Raw genomic sequence first — 20769 nt, forward strand, 5'->3', positions numbered from 1 at the left:
TGTTATTTACTGTCAGACTTATATTCGTACTCGTAGTACCCGTAGTCCTGGTACCCGGTGGCGCGACGGAAGATGGAGTTCAGGATCACCCCTTTCACCTCAATGCCGTTCTGCTCGAAGCGGCTGAGGCTGGTTTCCACCTCTTTCAGGGTATTCACCGCATAGCGCGCCACCATCAGCGTGGTGCCCGCATGGCGCCCCACGACGGCGGCATCGGTCACGGCGAGGATTGGCGGGGTATCGATCAGCACCAGGTCGTAGTTTTTGCTCGCCCAATCGATAAGCTGGGTGAAGCGTTCGCTCATCAGCAGCTCAGACGGGTTTGGCGGCACCTGACCGCGAGGCACGAGGTCAAAATTCGGCACGGAAGTGGGCTTCGCGCTCTGGCTGATGTCCCCTTTACCGAGCAGAATTTCCGACAGGCCGTTGACGTTATTGGTGCCGAGCAGCTCGTGGGTGTAGCCCTTACGCATGTCGCAGTCGATCAGCAGCACGCGCTTGTTGGTCTGGCTCACCACCGCCGCCAGGTTGGCGCAGACAAAGGTCTTACCAATTGACGGGCTGACCCCGGTCATCATCAGGACGTTGTTTTTCGCCTGCATCATGGCGAAGTGCAGGCTGGTACGCAGGCTGCGCACCGCCTCGATCGCCAGATCGGTCGGATTACCCACCGCCAGAAGCTGGCTCTGCTTGTAGCGCTTAACGCCCTTGACGGTTTTGACGCTGTCGCGGGATTTCTGCCACTCGGAGAGCGGAATGCTGGCATACACGCTGATGCCGTGCTCTTCCAGTACCTGCGGGCTTTCGATACCGCGGTTAAACAGGGAGCGCAGCAGCACGCCAACGATAGAGAGCATCAGGCCGAGGATAATGCTGCCGAGAATAATCAGCGCCTTCTTCGGTTTCAGCACGCCGGGCTGGGTGATGGCCGAGTCGACGATACGCACGTCGCCCACGGTGCTGGCTTCGGTGATCTTCAGCTCCTGCTGTTTGTTCAGCAGCTGCATATAGACCTGCTGGCCGGATTCCACGTCGCGGGTCAGACGGACAATCTCCTGCTGGGTTTCCGGCATCGCGGTGACGCGGTTGTTCAGCTTCGATTTTTCATCTTCCAGCGCCTGGCGTTTTTCCAGCAGCGTGCGGTAGGCCGGATGACGTTTGGTATAAAGCTTGGAAATTTCCGCCTCTTTAAAGGTCAGCTCGTTCAGCTGGGCGTCGATGTTCACCATCGAATCCAGCACCGATTTGGCCTCCAGCGGCAGATCCACCGAGTCCTTCTGCTGGCGATAGGTGTTGAGCTTCTCTTCCGCCTGGTCCAGACGCTGACGCACTTCCGGCAGCTGTTTTGCGAGGAAGGCGAGGCTTTTCGCCGCCTCTTCCGACTTGCGCTCAACGTTCTGCTCAAGGTAGTTGCGGGTGATGCTGTTGAGGATGTCGCGGATCTGATCCTTATCTTCACCGGTAAAGCTCAGGCTCAGCACCCCGGTGTCTTTGCCGTTTTCGGTGACGCTCAGGTTGTTTTGCAGGTTGTTTATCATGCCGAGCGTGGAGAATTTGGTGACGGTAAACTCGCCGCCGTCCGCCGCGCGAATTGCGCTCACCATCATGCTGACGCCGTCTTTAGTGAGCATTTTCCCCACTTCGCCACGCGCGCTAAATCCGGCGTCGCTGGTCAGCTGATACTGCTTTGGCCCGAGCACGGTCAGGGTGAAGGTTTGCTCCGCCCCGCCCTTTGGCAGGGTAAAGGTGGTCACTTTGACGGTGTCGTTCTGCCGGCCCATTAACCGATCCCAGCCAGCGCCAAACACCGGGAAGGTGTTTTTCGACACGCCAATGTCCAGGTCAAGATCGTCTACGGTCTTGCCCAGCACGAGTCGCGACTGGATCAGCTGGATTTCCGCATCGGACGCCGGTGGCTTGTTGGCCAGCGCCGAGCCGATGTCCTGCACCAGCGAGTTGCCGGTGTTTTGCTCAATTTGCACCAGCGCATCGGCGCTATAGATTGGCGTGGCGAACAGGGTGTAGACAAACGCCGCCACCGCAAACACCGCGGTGATCCCCAGCACCCACCATTTTGCTTCGATAATGGTGCCCACCAGGCGGCCAATATCGATCTCATCACTGCCCGATACCGGGGCGGCAGAAGGTTTTGTTTTTTCTGTCATTGTTATCCCTGCTGAGCTTTCAGTGCCTGCGCCCACTGTCGGGCAGACTGGTCAAGTAAGGTGTACACCGCCTCAAATGCCTCCTGGCTCTTGCGGTACGGGTCGGGAATTTCGCGCTCACCGTCCCAGTGCCCAAAGAGCATCACCTTGCCCCGCATTTCCGGGGCAATTTCGCACAGGGCATGAATGTGGCGTTTTTCCATCGCCAGAATCAGGTCATATTCACGGCACATGCGCCCCGTAACCTGACGGGCGCTGTGACCGTCTAAAGAGAGGTTGTGATCTCCGGCAACGCTCGCGGCGCGCGCGTCGGCTCCTTTACCGACCAGCGCGCCGAGCCCTGCGGAATCCACGGTAAGGCCGGGTTGATACTGTTTGAGCAGCCGCTCAGCCGTCGGGGAACGGCAAATGTTCCCCACGCATACCACCAGAATTTTGTTAAACATCGCGGATTACCAGGTATGAATGTCGCGCGCCGTGTCCGTCATGTAGCGAACGCCACTGATGGTTGGCAGCAACTGGTTGATCAGGCGGTTCCAGCGGGCAACCGGTGCGGTCGTGACATACACCACATCGTACGGCTGGAGGCGGAATTCGGTCGCCATTACCAGCGAGGTCGCATCGGACATATCCAGCTGGTAAATATTGGCAATCTTGCCCTTCGCGCTGCCTTCGCCCTTCAGCGGACGAATCACGAAGATGCCGCTGGCGTTAGACGAGGTCAGATCGATACCTTCCGCATTGCCCAGCGCTTCGGTCAGGGTCATGCCGCTGAAGTCCATTTTGAGCGTGCTCTGTTTTTTCACTTCGCCCATCACGAACACTTTGAGATCGTCGTTGCGCGGCACGTAGAGAATATCGCCCGGATAGAGCAGACGGTTCTGGCTCAGGTCGCCGTTTTGCATCAGCGCTTGCAGGGAAATGCGCTGCTCTTTGCCGTTGTGGGTCAGCACCACGTTGCGCCAGTCTGCCGCATCGGTCAGGCCGCCCGCGGCGTTGATCGCATCGAGCACCGTCAGCGGCACGTTGCTGATCGCCTGCTGGCCCGATTTGTTCACCTGTCCGGAGACATAGGCTTTTTGCGAGCGGAATGCGGCGATATTAACGTCCACCTGCGGGTCGGCGATGTACTGCGCTAAGCGGCCGGTAATATCACTACGAATTTCTGCGAGGGTTTTGCCGACCACGTGGACTTTGCCGATATACGGATAGAACATGGTGCCGTCCGGCTGCACCCAGTTACCGGTGTCGCTGGAGCTGCGGTACTGGCCCGCCGGCGTGGTGAGTTCCGGGTGATCCCAGACCGTCACGTTAATCACATCGCCCGGCCCTACGCGGTACTGGTAGGCGGCAATTTCCTGGTCCAGAGAGGTATTGGGCTGCGCCACGTTTGGTCGCGGGCGGAGCTGTTCAACCAGACGAGGGGTGAGAGGATAGACGTTGACCATCCGGTCGAGGTCGAAATCAGCATCTTGCTGTTTAATCACATCCTTTCCCATGGTTGACATATTGCTGCCGGGAAAAACCGTGCAACCACTCATCAAGGTCACAGACACCAATAATGGCATCAATTTCATTTTGGATTTCATCATTGATTAATTATCACTTTGGCAGAGTAATTATCCTGTGCAATTTAAATAAGCGCGGATCGAAACGACAATCAGAATGCAGTTAATTAAATACAAATATAACTGGCATCAGTCCTAAAAAAATCTTATTCATCCATTGGCTATTGACAGAATAAACGGGGCCGATTCACACGCTTTCAGGCACGCTACCGCCCTTGGCTTTCAGTTACCAATCCACTGCATAAACAATATGTTATGGATAAACACCCTCTTTGATTGGGTTAAAACAAAAAATACTTCAGGCGCGTTTAATGCCGCACTGATTACGTATTCCTCACCATTCTGTAAGCATGGTAATAACAGCAGGAAATGTGATACTGGAGGAATTGTTGCAGCTAACCTAATAGCAGGCAAGGTAACAACTGCCCGGAAATGGTTTTTTAAGATTAATATTAAGCGCTCGTTTTTCGCCTTTTAGGATTTTCTTTATATTGACTTATTCAAAGAGAAAAAAGCGTCCTGCGATATTTCTTATTTTTATTCATTATCAGACAATTTGATATTTCACCTGACAATAATAAGAATACTTTTACCCCTTCATTTAATATTGATTAAGAGAAATCTCAGGTCGACATTGCAATTTTCGCCCGCTTTATCCATGATCGAAGTGTGACATTGGTCATATAACAGAAGGTATTGCTATTACTATGGAATGGATTGCCGATCCATCAATCTGGGCCGGGCTGGTCACGCTGGTGGTCATCGAGCTAGTGCTCGGTATTGATAATCTGGTCTTTATCGCCATCCTCGCCGAAAAACTGCCGCCGTCCCAGCGCGACCGCGCGCGAGTGACGGGTCTGCTGCTGGCGATGGTGATGCGCCTGCTGCTGCTGGCCTCTATCTCCTGGCTGGTGACGCTGACAAAACCCATCGTGTCGTTCCACGGCCTGAGCTTCAGCGCCCGGGATCTGATCATGCTGTTCGGTGGGCTGTTCCTGCTGTTCAAGGCAACGGTGGAGCTTAACGAGCGGCTCGAAGGGAAAGATAATGAAAACCCCACCCAGCGGCGCGGAGCGAAGTTCTGGCCGGTGGTGGCGCAAATTGTGGTGCTCGACGCGGTCTTCTCGCTGGACTCGGTGATCACCGCCGTCGGGATGGTTGACCATCTGGCGGTGATGATGGCGGCGGTGATTATCGCTATCAGCCTGATGGTGATGGCGAGCAAGGCGCTGACGCGGTTTGTGAACAGCCACCCGACTATCGTGATCCTCTGCCTGAGCTTCCTGCTGATGATTGGCTTTAGCCTGGTCGCCGACGGCTTTGGCTTCACTATTCCGAAGGGCTATCTGTACGCCGCGATTGGCTTCTCGGTGATCATCGAATCGCTGAACCAGCTGGCGATTTTCAACCGTCGACGCTTCCTGTCCGCTAACCAGTCTCTGCGTCAGCGCACCGCGGACACGGTAATGCGCCTGCTGAGCGGCAGAAAAGAGGATGCAGAGCTGGACGCGGAGTCCTCCGCTATGCTGGCCGACCACAGCGACGGGCAGATTTTTAACCCGCAGGAGCGGCTGATGATTGAGCGCGTGCTGAATCTCAACCAGCGCTCGGTCAGCAGCATCATGACGTCGCGTCACGATATTGAGCATATCGATCTGAACGCCCCGGAAGAGCAGATCCGCGCGCTGCTGGATAAAAACCAGCATACCCGCGTGGTGGTGACCGGGCGCGATGACGAGGAAGATCTGCTCGGCGTGGTCCACGTTATCGACCTGCTCCAGCAGCAGCTTCACGGTGACCCCCTCAACCTGCGCGTGCTGGTGCGCCAGCCGCTGGTGTTCCCGGAAACGCTCCAGCTACTGTCTGCGCTGGAGCAGTTCCGCAACGCGCGCACCCACTTTGCCTTTGTAGTGGATGAGTTTGGCTCCGTCGAGGGGCTGGTGACGCTGAGCGACGTGATGGAAACCATCGCCGGGAATCTGCCGAACGAGGTGGACGAGATTGACGCGCGCCATGACATCCAGAAAAACGCGGACGGCTCCTGGACGGCGAACGGCCATATGCCGCTGGAAGATCTGGTGCAGTTTGTACCGCTGCCGCTGGACGATAAGCGCGAATACCACACCATTGCGGGGCTGCTGATGGAGTATCTACAGCGCATTCCGAAGCCGGGCGAAGAGGTTCAGGTGGGGGACTACAGGCTGAAGACGCTCCAGGTTGAGAGCCACCGCGTGCAGAAGGTGCAGCTGATCCCGCTACGGGATGAGGACGCGCTGGATTTTGAGGTTTAGGTTACAGCCCCCTCTCCCTTGAGGGAGAGGGTCGGGGTGAGGGGGAACATACGGCTGTTGCGGCCGCTTTGTTCACCCTGAGTTTCTTGCTTCACTCACGCCATACGACTCGTGAAGGTGTCAGCGCGATTTGGTTCCCCATCAAAGCTTCTCTAAAAGCTTCTTCACATCCTTCCCTTTTTGGGAATCCTTATTCTTATCCGCCCACTCGTTCAGGCGACGCTTCGCTTCATCCTGCAAATGCTTACGCAGCACCTGATCCACCTGGAGGCTGTAGTTCAGCGCCTGCCATTTCCCGTATACGGTCAGCGGAATCGGCGTTTCTTTCAAAAAATCGACCAGCTTGCCCTCGCCTTCCCAGCCGGACAGCACGCGAACGTTAAAGCGCGTATCCGCCGTTTCTTTTACCAGGTCAAGAGAGCCTTCGCCGGTTAAAGAGAGCATCTGCGAGGCGCCTTCCATACCGTTCAGGGTAAGCGTGCCGCTATCAAGCGTCAGGTCGCTCACGAAGGAGTCCAGACGCGTGGCGCTATCGTAGTTCTCTTTCGCGGTAACGTTGCTGCTGCGCTCAACCGCCTGCTGCACCAGCTGCTGGAAGTTAAGGCCTTCCATGCGGGTGTTTTTCAGCTCGACGTGCGCCTGCCCCTGCCAGTCATGGCGGAAGGCATCGGCATCAATTTTGGTGCCGGAGAAATCCCCCGCCAGCGCCATCTTCCCGGTAAGGGAGATCGGGTAGTTGAAGGCTTTCAGAATGGTGCCAATCTCGACGTTGTCGAGGCGCGGCTGGAACTCAGCGGTGGAATTATCGTTACGCACGTCCAGCGTGCCGGGTAACGAGATATGCCCGTCGCCCATCTTGCCGCTCAGATCTGAGATAACCAGCAGCCCGTTATGGTTGAACATCTGGCTGCTGACGTCCGTGAAGTCGATACCGCGCCAGCGCACGCTGTTGGCCTTAAGCATCACGTCCGCGGTAAATCCGCGCAGCCCATTATAATCCGGCTGGTCAAGGTTTGAGGAGATCACCGGGCGCGGCTGTTTAGGCTGGTTTTGCCCGGTCTGCGGCGCGTCTGCGCCATTTCCGTCCGCTGCCGGGACGGCAAGAAGGTTTTCGAGATTGAGTTTGTCGAATTGCAGGTTAAATACCCACTTCGGTTTTTCGGCAAGGGAGACACTCGCCTGCCCTTTCAGGCTGCTGTCATTCGCCTGGAGATTGAGCTTATCCAGCTCAAGCTGCTGTTGTTCTTCGCGCCAGACGGCCTGTAGCGAGCCTTGGCCGGCGATCCCCTGCGAAGGCAGATCGGCCCCCGTCAGCTGCCAGTTTAGCTGCTGAATGTCCGCCGTCAGCTGATGCGGATAATCGGCGGCGTTGACGTTGGCGTTGAGAGAGAGCGTCAGATCGCGCTGATCGCGGTTGACGCGCCCGGAGAAATCAATAGTGGCCTGATGATTCTCGTCCTGCTCCATCTTCAGGCTGATATTGCGCACCGTGACCTGTTCATCACCTTCATGCTGGAAGACCAGCACGCTGTCCGCCACCTTCAGGCTGCCGATATCAAACGACCAGCCGGTATCAGAGGGTTCATCCGGGAGGGTGTTTTCACGCGGCGCAACCGGGGCATCCGCCTTGCGGACGGCTTCGGTTTGCGGCGTAAGCTGGATCACCGCCCCTTTCAGCATCACCTGGTTCACCTGAAGCTGATGCGAAAAGAGCGGAATAAGGGCAACATCAAGGCGCATATTGTCCGCCGACACCAGCGACGCAGCGGCCCCCGGCGCGGTGAGCGACATGCGGCCAGAGAGAATGCTGAGCTGCGGCCAGACGTGCCAGCGCAGCGGGCCGTCCAGCTTCAGTTCATAACCGCTACGCGCTTCGACCTGACGCACCATGTAGGCGCGAAAATCGTTAGGGTTAACCAGCAGAACTAACGCTGAAAGGCCAGCAACCAGCACCACCAGCAAAATCATCAGCGTCGTCAGAACTCTTCTCATGGCATCCTCAATGGACTCACTGTCAGTCTTTATCGATACGGCTTGCGACGGCACCCTGCTGATCGCGATATTTTGCATCCTGGCGACGATTATAAGGACGCGCGGCCGGCCCGGTCAGCGGCTCGAAGCTCAGGGCGCCAATCATCATACCAGGACGCAGCGCCAGCGGCAGTTTACCGGCGTTGAAAAACTCCAGTACGATGCGCCCAGACCAGCCCGGATCGATACGGTGCGCGGTCACGTGAACCATCAGCCCCAGACGCGCCAGCGAAGAACGCCCGTCAAGCCAGCCCACCAGATCCGCCGGAAGGGTGACGGATTCATAGGTCACCGCCAGCGCCAGCTCGCCCGGATGCAGGTAAAACGCGTCGCCGTCCGCAAGCACGATTTCGTCGCTCATCACGCGATCGAGCGCCGCGCTCACTTCATCTTTCGGCCCGCTAAGATCGATAAACGGCGCGGTATGGCCGCTAAAGGTACGGAATTTATTCCCCAGCCGCACGTCAACGGTCACGCCGTTGATACGCTCAACCGGCGGGCGAGGCGTGATAGACAGACGGCCTTCATCCAGCCAGGCTTCTATATCTTGGTCACAAAGACGCATGGCACTTTCTCCTTTCGTGCATCGTTCCCTGAAGCCGTTGAAGCGTCAGGGCAAACCAGGTTATCTCTGAACGGTACACAATTCGCGCGGTTTATTCAAAAAACTGGCTGATTTTCGCTTTTAAGATATCGATAGCAATGCGGTTTTTCCCGCCGCGCGGCACGATGATATCGGCGTACTGCTTGGACGGTTCGATAAATTGCAGGAACATCGGGCGGACGGTTTTCTGATATTGCGCCATTACCGAGTCCATCGAACGGCCACGCTCGTTCACGTCGCGCTTGATGCGGCGCATCAGGCAGATATCCAGTGGGGTATCCACGAAGATAGAGAAGTTCATGGATTCACGCAGGCGCGCGTCGGTCAGAAGCAGAATGCCTTCAAGGATGATGACTTTTTTCGGCTCAATGCGAACGGTATCCGCGGTGCGGGTGTGTTCTACGTAGCTGTAAACAGGCAGTTCAATCGCCTGGCCGCTTTTCAGCGCTTCTAAATGCTGGAACAACAGACTGTGGTCCATCGCATTCGGATGGTCATAGTTGGTTTTAACGCGTTCTTCCATCGAGAGATGCGATTGGTCTTTATAATAGCTATCTTCGGGAATGACACCGATGTGCTCATCACCAACTTGTTCGCGCAGTTCGCGATAAAGCGTACTGGCAATAAGACTTTTACCTGAAGCGGATGCGCCGGCGATGCCTATGATGACGCACTGATGAGACTTATCAGTCATAAATTTAGCGACCTGATTAACCTGGATGTTAAGGAAGGGCGACGCCGGAGCGTCAAACGCGGCAATTATAGGGATTTCGGGGTCGTGATACCAGTCGAAAGCGCAGGTTCTGCGAGACGGGCTGAAAAGTCAGTTTTTCTCACTTTAGCTAAATTTTAACGATCACTTTTTCGGCGTTTAATATGAATTTTTTAGGGAGTAACTATTTAATAAGTCTATGATGTCAAATTATGAGCAGTCAGCATATGAATTGTAAATTGTTTGTACTAGCATAAACCAAATTCAAAAATTCTCTCGTCCGGACCTGGTTCCTGACGGCACGGCGTCCCTGGATAAAGCGGTAATGAATAAACAATACCAGCGGGTTTTGGTTACTACCCCACATCCTTTACTGCGACTTGTCTGCCTGGGCCTGGTCACTTTCATCTTTACCCTTTTCTCGCTGGAGCTGACCCGCTTTGGCACGCTCCTCGCCCCGCTCTGGTTCCCGACGTCCATTATGATGGTGGCGTTTTATCGCCATGCCGGAAAGATGTGGCCGGGCATTGCGCTGGCCTGCTCCTTCGGCAACGTGTTTGCCTCGTGGATGCTGTTCTCCTGGAACTCAATTGGTCTTGCCTATACCGCCGTTAACGTCATTGAAGCCTGCGTTGGCGCCCTGCTGCTGCGTAAGCTGCTGCCCTGGTACAACCCGCTGCAAAACCTCAACGACTGGATACGCCTGGCTATCGGCAGCGCCCTGATCCCGCCGCTGTTAGGCGGGATAATGATTCATTTCCTGGTGCCGAGCGCGGAGCCGCTGCGTAACTTCCTGGTCTGGGTATTATCGGAATCTATCGGCGCGCTGGCGCTGGTGCCGCTGGGATTACTCTTTAAGCCGCACTATTTACTGCGCCACCGCAACCCGCAGCTGCTGCTGGAAACGCTGTTAACGATGGCGGTAACGCTGATGCTGAGCTGGATAGCCATGACCTGGCTGCCCTGGCCGTTTACCTGCGTCATCGTACTGCTGATGTGGAGCGCGGTGCGTCTGCCGCGCATGGAAGCCTTCCTGGTCTTTTTGGTCACCGTCATGATGGTGTCGTTGATGATGGCGCACAACCCCGCGCCGATGGTGACGCAAAACAACGGCGCGATGTTTAACGCCCCGTGGCTCCCCTTCCTGATGATGCTGCTTCCCGCCAACGTGATGACCATGGTGATGTATGCCTTTCGCGCCGAGCGTAAGCACATTACCGAGAGCGAAGAACGTTTTCGTAACGCCATGGAGTATTCCGCTATCGGCATGGCGCTGGTAGGCATTGAGGGGCAGTGGCTACAGGCCAACAAAGCGCTGTGTCACTTCCTCGGCTATACCCAGAGCGAGCTACAGTCCCTGACCTTCCAGCAGCTCACCTGGCCGGAAGATCTCAATACCGATCTTGAGCAGCTGGAACAGCTGGTCAGCGGTGACATCAACACCTATTCGCTGGAAAAACGCTACTACACCCGCAGCGGCGAGGTGGTCTGGGCGCTGCTGGCGGTCTCCGTCGTGCGCCACGCGGACGGCACCCCGCTCTATTTCATCGCCCAGATTGAAGATATCAACGATCTCAAACAGACGGAGTGGGTCAATAAACGTCTGATGGAGCGCATCACGCTTGCCAACGACGCGGGCGGAATAGGCATCTGGGAGTGGGATCTGGAGCCTGACGTCATCAGCTGGGACAAAAAGATGTTCGAGCTGTACGAAATTCCCCCGCACATCAAGCCGACGTGGCAGATCTGGCATGAGGCGATGGTGCCCGAAGACAGAGCATACGCCGAACAGGTGGTGCGCGACTCGCTGATGGCGCGTATGCCCTTCAAGCTGGAATTCCGCATCCGGGTTAAGGAGGGGGTGCGACATATTCGCTCCCTGGCGAACCGCGTGCTGAACAAGCAGGGCGAGGTGGAACGCGTGCTCGGCATTAACATGGATATGACCGAGGTGAAGCAGCTTAACGAGGCCCTGTTCCAGGAAAAAGAGCGTCTGCACATTACCCTCGACTCCATCGGCGAAGCGGTGCTCTGTACCGACGTGGACATGAACGTCACCTTTATGAACCCGGTCGCCGAGAAGATGAGCGGCTGGGCGCAGGCTGATGCCATTGGCCAGCCGGTGCTGAAAGTGCTGCACATCACCTTCGGTGAAAATGGCCCGCTGATGGAGAACATCCACAGCGGCGATATGTCGCGTTCGGATATCGAGCAGGACGTGGTGCTGAACTGCCGTAACGGGGGCAGTTTTGACATTCACTACAGCATCACCCCGCTCAGCACCCTCGACGGGCAAAACATCGGCTCGGTGCTGGTGATCCAGGACGTAACCGAATCGCGCAAAATGCTGCGCCAGCTGAGCTACAGCGCATCGCACGACGCCCTCACCCGCCTCGCAAACCGCGTGAGCTTTGAGAATCACCTTAAGCGGCTGTTGCAGACGGTACAGGAGACCCGCCAGCGACACGCGCTGGTGTTTATCGATCTTGACCGCTTTAAGGCGGTGAACGATACCGCCGGGCACGCCGCCGGGGATGCGCTGCTGCGGGAGCTCTCTTCGCTGATGCTGACCATGCTGCGCTCCAGCGACGTGCTGGCACGTCTGGGGGGCGACGAGTTTGGCCTGCTGCTGCCGGAGTGCAATATCGAAAGCGCCCGCTACATTGCGGGTCGCCTGATCGACTCCATCAATAACTATCACTTTATGTGGGAAGGCCGCCTGCACCGCATCGGCGCCAGCGCGGGCATTACCCTGATTGATGAGGGCAACCATCAGGCCGCCGAGGTGATGTCTCAGGCCGATATCGCCTGTTACGCCTCGAAGAACAACGGGCGCGGCGTGGTGACGGTCTACGAACCGCAGCAGGAGCGCGTTCACAGTAGCCGCAGCATGATGTCGCTCGACGAGCAGTGGCACATGATCAAAGACAATCATCTGATGATGATCGGCCGCAGCGTGGCCTCGCCGCGCATCCCGGAAAGCACCAGCTTCTGGCTGATCTCCCTGCGCCTGTGGACCAGCCAGGGGGAAATGCAGGAAGAACAGGCCTTCCGCGCCGGTCTGGCGGAAACCGAGCTGCTGCACGCCCTCGACCGCCGCATTTTCAGCGAGTTCTTCCGCAGCTACGCGCCGCAGGTGGCGGCAAAAGGGATGGGCGTGGCCCTGCCCCTCTCCGAAGCCGGGCTGGCCAGCGTCACGCTGGTGGACGAACTGCTCGACATGCTGGAGAAAAGCCCGCTGCCGGGCCGTCTGCTGCATCTGGTGATTGCCGTTGACGTGGTGCAAAGCACCGATCAGAACGTTCAGCAGGGGCTGCAAAAACTGCGTCAGGCGGGCTGCCGCGTGGTGCTAAGCCAGGTGGGGCACGACATGAACGTCTTCAGCGCCCTTTCAGCAAACGTGGCCGATTACCTGATGCTGGACGCCGACGTGGTGACCAACGTTCACGGTAACCTGATGGATGAGATGATGGTGACCATTATTCAGGGACACGCCCAGCGCCTGGGAATGAAAACCCTCGCCGGGCCGTGCAATCAGCCCATCATGATGGACACGCTTTCCGGCATCGGCATCGATTTTATCTACGGCGACACCATTGCCGAACCGCAGCCGCTGGATCTACTGCTGAACACCAGCTATTTCGCCATCAACTGACGGCGTCCAGCCGTCGGTGTACCAGATATGAAGCAGGGCGTAAGAGCGCCACGGCTGCCAGCGCAGGGCATAGCGGCGGATCTGCGCCGGGGTCATGCCCGCAAAGCGCTGCTTAATCAGATAATCGTCCGGCAGAAATACGTCCTTCGCCTGCCAGCCGCGCAGGGCGAGATAGTTCGCCGTCCAGCGCCCTATTCCCGGCCTCTGCTGTAGCGCCTTCATGCCCGCCTCGATATCCTCCGGCGGCCGTAGCGGAAACGTCCCCTCTGACACCGACCGCGCCAGATGGATCAGCGATTCCGCGCGCTTAAGCGGCATTCCAAGCGCCTTCAGAGCCAGCGGATCTGCTGCCGCCAGCGCCTCGGGCGTTGGGAAGCAGAGATAGTGCGGGAAATCCTTTACCGGCTCGCCGCACAGCGCCACGACGCGTCCGGCAAGCTTTGCCGCCATCGCCACGCTCACCAGCTGCCCCAGAATCGCCCGCACGCCCTGCTCGAACGCGTCCATTGCCCCCGGCAGGCGTAAACCGGGCCGCGCTGCGCCAAGCTCGCCGAGCGTGGCCTGTATGACCTGCGGATCGCACTGAAGATCGAACAGCCGTTCGATACGCGCCAGACACGCGGGCGCCACCGGCTCCAGCCCCGCACTGAGCGTCACCTGTAGCGTGCAGGTGCTGATATCCGGAGTGACGCGAAACACGCCCTGATGCCCGTCGCAGGCAAAGCTGCGCTCGTAGTAGGTTTCGGTGACGGTTTCAACGCCCGCGAGCGCACGCGCGCCAAGAAAGCCAAACATCCACTGCCAGTCGTAAGGGGGTTGCCAGTTCAGGGAATACATCGCTGCTCCTTTTATGTTCTCCACAGCATAAACCGAAGAGACCGCTTTCGCTTTGCTTTCATATTCCTGTTGTCGCAGGCCGGACATTTCGCTAAAGTCTCGCCCCTTCTCACCGGCATGGGGATGTCTACGTGTTTATTGGATTTGACTACGGTACGGCGAACTGCTCGGTTGCGATCGTGCAAAACGGGCAACCACGGCTCCTGAAAATGGAAAAAGAGAGCACGCTGCTGCCGTCTATGCTCTGCGCACCGACCCGTGAAGCGGTCAGCGAATGGCTTTTCCGTCACCATCAGGTTCCGGCTACTGCTGCGGAAACCCAGGCGCTGCTGCGCCGCGCGGTGAGTTTCAACCGTGAAGAAGATATCGACGTCACGCCCGCAAGCGTCCAGTTTGGCCTCTCCTCTCTGGGCCAGTACGTTGAGGATCCGGAAGAGGTCTACTTCGTTAAATCGCCTAAATCGTTCCTCGGTGCCAGCGGCCTGAAGCCGCAGCAGGTAGCGATGTTCGAGGATCTGGTGTGCGCGATGATGGTACACATTCGCAATCAGGCGCAGACCCAGGTAACGGAAACCATCGACCAGGCGGTGATTGGCCGTCCGATTAACTTCCAGGGCTTAGGGGGCGATGAGGCCAACCAGCAGGCGCAGGGCATTCTTGAGCGTGCCGCAAAGCGCGCCGGCTTTCACGACGTGGTGTTCCAGTACGAGCCGGTTGCGGCGGGGCTGGATTTCGAAGCCACGCTGACGGAAGAGAAACGCGTGCTGGTGGTGGATATCGGGGGCGGAACCACGGACTGCTCGCTGCTGCTGATGGGGCCGCAGTGGCATAACCGCCGCGACCGCGAAGGCAGCCTGCTCGGGCACAGCGGGTGCCGCGTGGGCGGTAACGATCTGGATATCGCCCTCGCGTTTAAAAGCCTGATGCCGCTGCTGGGCATGGGCGGACAAACGGAAAAAGGGATCGCCCTGCCGATCCTGCCGTGGTGGAACGCCATCGCTATTAACGATGTTCCGGCGCAGAGCGATTTTTACAGCACCGCCAACGGCCGCTTCCTGAACGATATGATGCGCGATGCCCAGGACGCCGACAAAGTCGCCCTGCTCTACAAGGTCTGGCGTCAGCGCCTGAGCTATCGCGTGGTGCGCACGGCGGAAGAGAGCAAAATTGCGCTCTCTGGCAGCCCCGAGCACGCGGTTTCGCTGCCCTTTATCAGCGACGATCTCGCCACCGCCATTACCCAACAGGGGCTGGAAACGGCGCTCGCGCAGCCGCTACAGCGCATTCTGGAACAGGTGCAGCTGGCGCTGGAGAACGGTAAAGAGAAGCCGGACGTGATCTACCTGACCGGCGGAAGCGCCCGTTCACCGCTGATCAAAAAGGCGCTGGCGGAGCAGCTGCCGGGTATTCCGATTGCCGGAGGCGATGACTTTGGCTCCGTGACCGCCGGGCTGGCGCGCTGGGCGCAGGTGATGTTCAGCTAAGGCTCGTGAAGCCCCTCTGCGTTAGCGAGGGGCTTTGTTATCTACAGGAGGCTAACGCGCTTGTCTTCCCGCCGCCTTACCACCTGCTTCTTTTCCCATACAGGCTCCGTGACGACGTTTTCACATCGCTGCAAATAGCCTTTAAAGTCAGCCAGCGCCACCGGCGGCATAAAATAGTAGCCCTGCTGAAAATCAACCTGGTTATTCATCAGCCAGTCACGCTGGTAATCATATTCCACCCCCTCCGCGACGGTGCGCAGCCCGAGGATCGCCGCCAGGTTAATCATCGACTCCAGCATCGGTAACGACTGCTCCTGCGCGTGAATGCCGTTGATAAAGGTCTTGTCGATTTTAATCACGTCCAGTTCAAGCTCGTTCAGATAGCAGAGGTTGGCGTAGCCGGTACCGAAATCATCCAGCGCGAAAAGCACGCCGCGGTTGCGCAATGAACGGATCAGCTCTTTCACCGCGGGCGTGACCACCAGCGTCTGATTTTCCGTAATCTCGATCATCAGCTTGATGGGCAGCGATTCGGTCAGCTCTAAAAAATTGAGGCATTCCCAGTAAAAGACCGGGTTGCTCAAGTTTGACGGGCTGACGTTAAACGCCACGAAAAACGGCTTTTCCAGGCCGACAATCTCATTTAAATCACCCGCGACCTTATTCATTAAATAGCTGGTTAGCTCATTAATTAATCCGCTGCTTTCTGCCAGCGGAATAAACTCGCGCTGGGAAATCGCATAGTGATGACCCAATGGCCAACGCGCCAGCACCTCTACGCCGCACACGTCCCCCGCGTGGCCGACAATGGGCTGGTAATAAGGGATAATTTCATCGTTTTTGAGTGCCAGACTTAAGCGGCTGGCCTCCGCGCTGTCGGAGACTGAACTTTGAACGGCCCGGGCAGTTAAACCGCCCTTCCCTTTTCTGCTCTGTGCCAGGAAGCTATTTCTGCACAGATAAATCAGGGATTCGTTGAAATTATCAAATCCCAGACGGTGGTTGATTTTGTCCCGGTAGCGGTACAGGGATTTTATCGTTAACGAGTTCGCGTGACAAAACGCCTCCAGCCCCGATCGGGTGAAAGAGGCGTAAAGCATCTCCTGCTCAAAATCGCTCAGGCGGAAGTCATCCACCATCCCCAGCGCACCGGAGTTACCCGGATCGTTTTCAGCCATCAGGATGCGCTTAAGGCTGCCCATCAGGGTGCCGCACTGGAGATTTGCATCAATAGCCTCAGCGTATTCAAACCCTCGGTTAATACATTTATTTTCACTCAGTCGGATAACCACGCTGTTCACACTGATAAATTGTCCGCTATTTCGTTGCAGCCACTTTTTCACTAACGTAAACGGCATTCTGCTGTCAATAATCAACAGACAGGAATTATACTGGGGGGCAGACACGTCGGTATCAACAATATAGGTTCCGCTATCCACCAGAATCAGATTATGTAACCAGGATCTGATCCCCGAGAAAAGATAAATGTCATAACTAAGCAGGAAGACCTTTTTCGTATTCATCATCATCACCATCATGGTTTAATTGCAAAGGCAGCCCCGCCCTTAAACAGAGAGAACGTTTACAATTTTACGGTTTCCAAAAATATTAAATGCCGGGTCAATGACATTCATTAAGACGAAAAAATCTGCTTTATGTTTTCCTCCTTCTTGCGCGTTAACAGGAGTAAAATGATAAGAATATTCCTGTCACCAAAACAAGGAATTATCCGAGTGGCGAAAAGTACAAATTAAACCCCTTGCATTCACGCCACGACAAAACAAAACAATAAGAATCAAGCAATATGCAGAATTAACATCTGCAAAGTGATATTAAAACCGCTTTTCACTTTGCCCGGCAGACCATGATCGTGCGGCGCAGATCGCGAAGGCCGTATACGTTACTGGCGATATGCATGATCTTGTAGTAAAAGAGCGGCTGCCTGGTCATCAAGAGATCCGTTATTTTATCCGGCAGGTCGTCATTCACATTTTTAATCACGGCCGAACGCCGGGTTCGCCAATATCCATCGCTCTCCTGCCCTAAAAACGTCAGGGTGGTTGCCCGGTTAACGGCGTAGAGTTTACCGTTGACGTCCAGCGTGCCCACCTGGGAATAAACGCCCCCCTTTCCGGACGAGATCCGCAATACCTGCATAATTTCCCCCTCAATATTAACGCCCTCCTTTTGCGTATGTAGCGCAATATTGACTTTAGAGGTGCAGACCAGCACCGAAGGGATCGCGTGTCGGGTCAGCACATAAACAAATGCCGCCAACAGCACGGCAATTAAACTAATAAAAATAATTTTCGCATTCATTCGCCACCCCGTTACGATCCATCATACACACGCTAAAAAAGTACTCCTTTAGTCTGTTACCGGGAGACAAACTGTTATCGTCGTAAAATATCACGACCTTATCTTTTCGTTCGCAGATAGAACTTATCTCTAGCCATTTCGCTGAGTGAAGAAAATGAACGATTTTTTCATCCGAATTTTCTTCGGTGGTATACACGTCACAGGCACCCGTTTTTAAAACAAACACTATCCCGTCGTGATGACGGAAAATAAAGGTGAGAAAAAAACCGGACGCGGCAAAAAGCGTTAATCCTAAAATGAGCCATAACAAAAACGGCCTGTACTGGCTAAGCACCGCAGATGTCTTTTCCGGCAAAATAACTTCATTAACGTTAGGGGATATTTTTTCCTGTACGTTATTCATCCGTGCCTGAAAAATAAAACCTTCGCGGGGAATAGTGATAATGACATCATCAACCCCCAGCCCGCTAAACGCTTTGCGTAATATACTGATATTTTTGTTCAGCGTATGGCCTGAGGGGATCATCCCGTGCTTGCCCCAGACCTCTTCAATAATCGCCTCTCTGTTTAATTGTTGATAATTGTTGGCAATAAATAGCGCGAGTAACCTGGCCGTGGGAACGGAAAGGACAACCTGTTGATCTTGTACGCTCAGCGATCGCTTCTCTGAATCGTATAAAATCCGATCGTTAATTATTTTTTTCATCCAGCTAAACTCTTATATTTATCTTTCATGATTCAAATAACCTCCACAGAGTATATTTACCTTATAGAGGTTAGCAATATAAGAATACTTTATTTAGATTTTACTCAACACGCTTAAAGCACCCATCACCGACAGGGATATACTTCTGCAATGCCACAATAAACTTTTTATTTTGATATTTTAGCCCGCTGCTGCGGTAGGTTTCACCTGGCAATACGTAGCGGATGGTGGCCTCATCATCCGTTGAATGGCACCCCCGCTGTACAATGATTTTAAAGAAGGTGTTGCCCGTGTTTTTGAGCACCCCGCTGCGTTCATCGAGCGTGTAGCGCAGATCCAGCTTTCTCGGACGTACCACCAGTATCGTTTCCATGGCAATCGCGGGTATGGCTTCGCTCTTTTTGCCCTGGTTACGCGCCGGGAACATCGTGACCGGCGTTTCCGTAAACTGCACCCGGTAATAGCGCTCCCGGTCATCCTGCGGGCCACGATAGAAAATTTTGAAATACTCCCCGGCGTCCGGCGCGAGGGAGAAGTTCAGCGGCGCGAACAGCAGCTCCCCCTCTTCTATCGGCTGGCGCCGCTCGCCGCCCGGCCCGGGCTTATCGATCTTCACCGCGGAGATGCTGTAAACATTCTGCTTTTTGCTGTTGTTAAAAATGCGTTTGCTGATAAACGACGCGTCCGCTGGCATATCGTAAATGGTGGAGTCGAGATAAATAGCGCGGGCAGAAAAACTGCACAGCGCCGCACACGCGTAGACTGCGCACATCAGAACCGCACGCCAGCGCCTCATTTCGTTACTCCCAGCCAGTTTGCCGTCACTTTGATTTCACCGCTGGCGCTGACCACCCCCTCCCAGTCCGCGCCTGCAACCGTTAACGCCGAGCGGGAGTCGTTCATCGGGAACAGCAGCGACAGGCTGGTGCTGAAATAGCTTCCGTCGTCGGTGTTGTTAACATCCCACGGGGTCTGCTGCCACAGGGCGTCGCTCAGGCTGATGGCCGCCTCGCCGCAGCTGTTTCTCACCTGCGTCAGGCTGCCCGACTGGTTGTTATATTGCAGATAGGCCGGGATCGGCACGCTCAGCCCTCCCTGGGCAGAGGTGAACAGGCAGTACGGCGTGTTGTTGATTGTCGTGCTCTCCCCGATTACCTGCGCGGTAATGCTGTCTGCCTGTCGCGGGCCGGACACGGTCACCACGTAGTCCATGGTAATCGGCGAATCGTCACCAATGGTGCCGCTGCCGCTGGCCGCGGTCGTATTGTTCGAAGACAAAATGCTGATCCCGTACTCCTTCGGCACGATGTTCAGCTGCAACGAGGGGGTGAACTGGTAATAGCCCGATTCCGGCGTCAGGCCGTTATAAAACCCGAAGGTAAAGGGCTGGCTGTTGGTGATGCTGTATCCGGAATCCACCAGGTTTTTAAGAAAGGTCTTCGACAAGAAGAGATAAACGTACTCCCCGCCCGTTGAGAAGACGTTGTAATAGGCCGTGGTGGAGCTAAAGTTATACCAACTGGAGCCATTACCGGAATAGCGCACCGTGGAGGCCGCCGGGGTAAAGCCAAGCGAAGCCGAATCTATATAGGCGCGGAAGGTCAGCGAGGCGGTCAAATTCGCCGTCTGCTGGAGGTTATAGCTGACCATTTTGCAGATCACGCCGCTCACGTTGCTGACCACTCCCAGCTCGCAGGCGCCGGAGTCGTTGGTGATGCTCGGCGTCCCGTCGCTGGCGATCCACAGTTCCTGAAACGCGCTCGTCGATTCAAGCGCCAGATGCCCGCGCTTGGTCAGGGTGTAGTTCACGTATTGCCAGCGCCCTGAACTCTGATCCTTGCAGCGCTCTCCCGCCGCGTAATCATAATTGACCGAGGTATAGCAGCGGTTGAAGACGTAGGTTTCGCTGCTGCCGGTCGACATATTGCGGAAGTATTCGTAAGCGGATTCGCTCAACGAGGCAAAGCCGTACGCGCCGCCGACCACGCCCGCCACCGAGCCAACCTGGGCGTGGTAGAACCCGTTTTCGTCGGTGCCCAGGCCTGTGATATAGCCGGACGTCGGGCACTGCGACCCGCTGTAGCAGCGGATGCCGCGAAACGGCCCGTCAATTGGCGAATTATCTATCCACATATCCTGATAGTTATTGCCCGGCGCCGTCCAGCCAACGTAGCCGAGATAGCCCAGGCTGACCTGCGATGAACCGTATTTCACCCAGGTGTTCGAGCCGCTGAAGCGGGGATCGAGCGCGGAGGGCGTAATGAAATACTCGCCGTCCACGGCGTTTTCGATAAACAGGAAGTTATTGCTGACCGATCCGGACGAACTTGCGGTCAGCGCGTTCGCCGTTAACGGCATACACGCGCCCGCCATAAGGAGAGGAATAATTATCTTCAT

General features: G+C 55.9%; 15 protein-coding genes. 3 read left to right on the forward strand and 12 right to left on the reverse strand.

What is annotated here, in order from left to right; all coding sequences use genetic code 11:
• Positions 1–2: 2 nt before the first annotated feature.
• The 3 genes from wzc to ACSVHP_RS10305 are packed head-to-tail and all read right to left on the reverse strand — an operon-like array spanning position 3 to position 3757.
• On the reverse strand, positions 3–2165 hold the full coding sequence (wzc, locus tag ACSVHP_RS10295; RefSeq protein WP_447551839.1) for a tyrosine-protein kinase Wzc: 2163 nt from the start codon (positions 2163–2165) through the stop codon (positions 3–5).
• A gap of 2 nt (positions 2166–2167) precedes the next feature.
• Positions 2168–2611, reverse strand: a complete 444-nt coding sequence (wzb, locus tag ACSVHP_RS10300) for a low molecular weight protein-tyrosine-phosphatase Wzb (RefSeq protein ID WP_234676501.1) — start codon at positions 2609–2611, stop codon at positions 2168–2170.
• 6 nt (positions 2612–2617) lie between these two features.
• The gene (locus ACSVHP_RS10305; RefSeq protein WP_234676504.1) at positions 2618–3757 is read right to left on the reverse strand and encodes a polysaccharide export protein; all 1140 of its coding nucleotides are present in this window, start codon (positions 3755–3757) and stop codon (positions 2618–2620) included.
• 683 nt (positions 3758–4440) lie between these two features.
• Here ACSVHP_RS10305 and ACSVHP_RS10310 point away from each other — a divergent pair.
• Positions 4441–6024 (forward strand): TerC family protein, encoded by a 1584-nt coding sequence (locus ACSVHP_RS10310; RefSeq protein WP_447551840.1) that lies wholly within the window; start codon positions 4441–4443, stop codon positions 6022–6024.
• 141 nt (positions 6025–6165) lie between these two features.
• On the opposite strand, the gene asmA is transcribed toward ACSVHP_RS10310, so the two are convergent.
• The 3 genes from asmA to udk all read right to left on the reverse strand — a co-directional run bounded on the left by asmA (position 6166) and on the right by udk (position 9353).
• Complete coding sequence (asmA, locus tag ACSVHP_RS10315) at positions 6166–8016, reverse strand: outer membrane assembly protein AsmA (protein ID WP_447551841.1); 1851 nt, start codon at positions 8014–8016, stop codon at positions 6166–6168.
• A 22-nt stretch (positions 8017–8038) separates the two neighbouring features.
• Positions 8039–8620: a dCTP deaminase gene (dcd, locus tag ACSVHP_RS10320; RefSeq protein WP_234676026.1), complete on the reverse strand. Its 582-nt coding sequence runs from the start codon at positions 8618–8620 to the stop codon at positions 8039–8041.
• Between the two features lie 91 nt (positions 8621–8711).
• Entirely contained in the window at positions 8712–9353 is a 642-nt protein-coding gene (udk, locus tag ACSVHP_RS10325) for a uridine kinase (RefSeq protein WP_234676024.1), read from the reverse strand.
• A 343-nt stretch (positions 9354–9696) separates the two neighbouring features.
• Between udk and ACSVHP_RS10330 the strand changes: the two genes are divergently transcribed.
• Positions 9697–13026, forward strand: a complete 3330-nt coding sequence (locus ACSVHP_RS10330; RefSeq protein ID WP_447551842.1) for a diguanylate cyclase — start codon at positions 9697–9699, stop codon at positions 13024–13026.
• Here ACSVHP_RS10330 and alkA read toward each other — a convergent pair.
• Positions 12991–13863 carry a DNA-3-methyladenine glycosylase 2 gene (alkA, locus tag ACSVHP_RS10335; protein ID WP_447551843.1) on the reverse strand — a complete coding sequence of 291 codons (873 nt, stop codon included), beginning with the start codon at positions 13861–13863 and terminating at the stop codon, positions 12991–12993. The genes ACSVHP_RS10330 and alkA overlap by 36 nt on opposite strands.
• A 131-nt stretch (positions 13864–13994) precedes the next feature.
• On the opposite strand from alkA, the gene yegD reads away from it, so the two are divergent.
• Positions 13995–15347, forward strand: a complete 1353-nt coding sequence (gene yegD / locus ACSVHP_RS10340; protein ID WP_417316500.1) for a molecular chaperone — start codon at positions 13995–13997, stop codon at positions 15345–15347.
• A gap of 41 nt (positions 15348–15388) precedes the next feature.
• Here the strand turns inward: yegD and ACSVHP_RS10345 are convergent, their stop codons facing one another.
• The 5 genes from ACSVHP_RS10345 to ACSVHP_RS10365 all read right to left on the reverse strand — a co-directional run bounded on the left by ACSVHP_RS10345 (position 15389) and on the right by ACSVHP_RS10365 (position 20769).
• Positions 15389–16870 (reverse strand): EAL domain-containing protein, encoded by a 1482-nt coding sequence (locus ACSVHP_RS10345; protein WP_447551844.1) that lies wholly within the window; start codon positions 16868–16870, stop codon positions 15389–15391.
• Positions 16871–17192: 322 nt separating this feature from the next.
• On the reverse strand, positions 17193–17666 hold the full coding sequence (locus ACSVHP_RS10350) for a hypothetical protein (protein WP_234676015.1): 474 nt from the start codon (positions 17664–17666) through the stop codon (positions 17193–17195).
• Positions 17641–18372 (reverse strand): winged helix-turn-helix domain-containing protein, encoded by a 732-nt coding sequence (locus ACSVHP_RS10355; RefSeq protein WP_447551845.1) that lies wholly within the window; start codon positions 18370–18372, stop codon positions 17641–17643. Before ACSVHP_RS10355 ends, ACSVHP_RS10350 begins: the two co-directional genes overlap by 26 nt.
• 100 nt (positions 18373–18472) lie before the next feature.
• Positions 18473–19168 (reverse strand): fimbrial biogenesis chaperone, encoded by a 696-nt coding sequence (locus tag ACSVHP_RS10360; RefSeq protein WP_447551846.1) that lies wholly within the window; start codon positions 19166–19168, stop codon positions 18473–18475.
• Positions 19165–20769, reverse strand: a complete 1605-nt coding sequence (locus ACSVHP_RS10365) for a fimbrial protein (RefSeq protein WP_447551847.1) — start codon at positions 20767–20769, stop codon at positions 19165–19167. The genes ACSVHP_RS10360 and ACSVHP_RS10365 overlap by 4 nt, the downstream gene beginning before the upstream one ends.

This window comes from Enterobacter sp. 186315 (genome assembly GCF_053290175.1).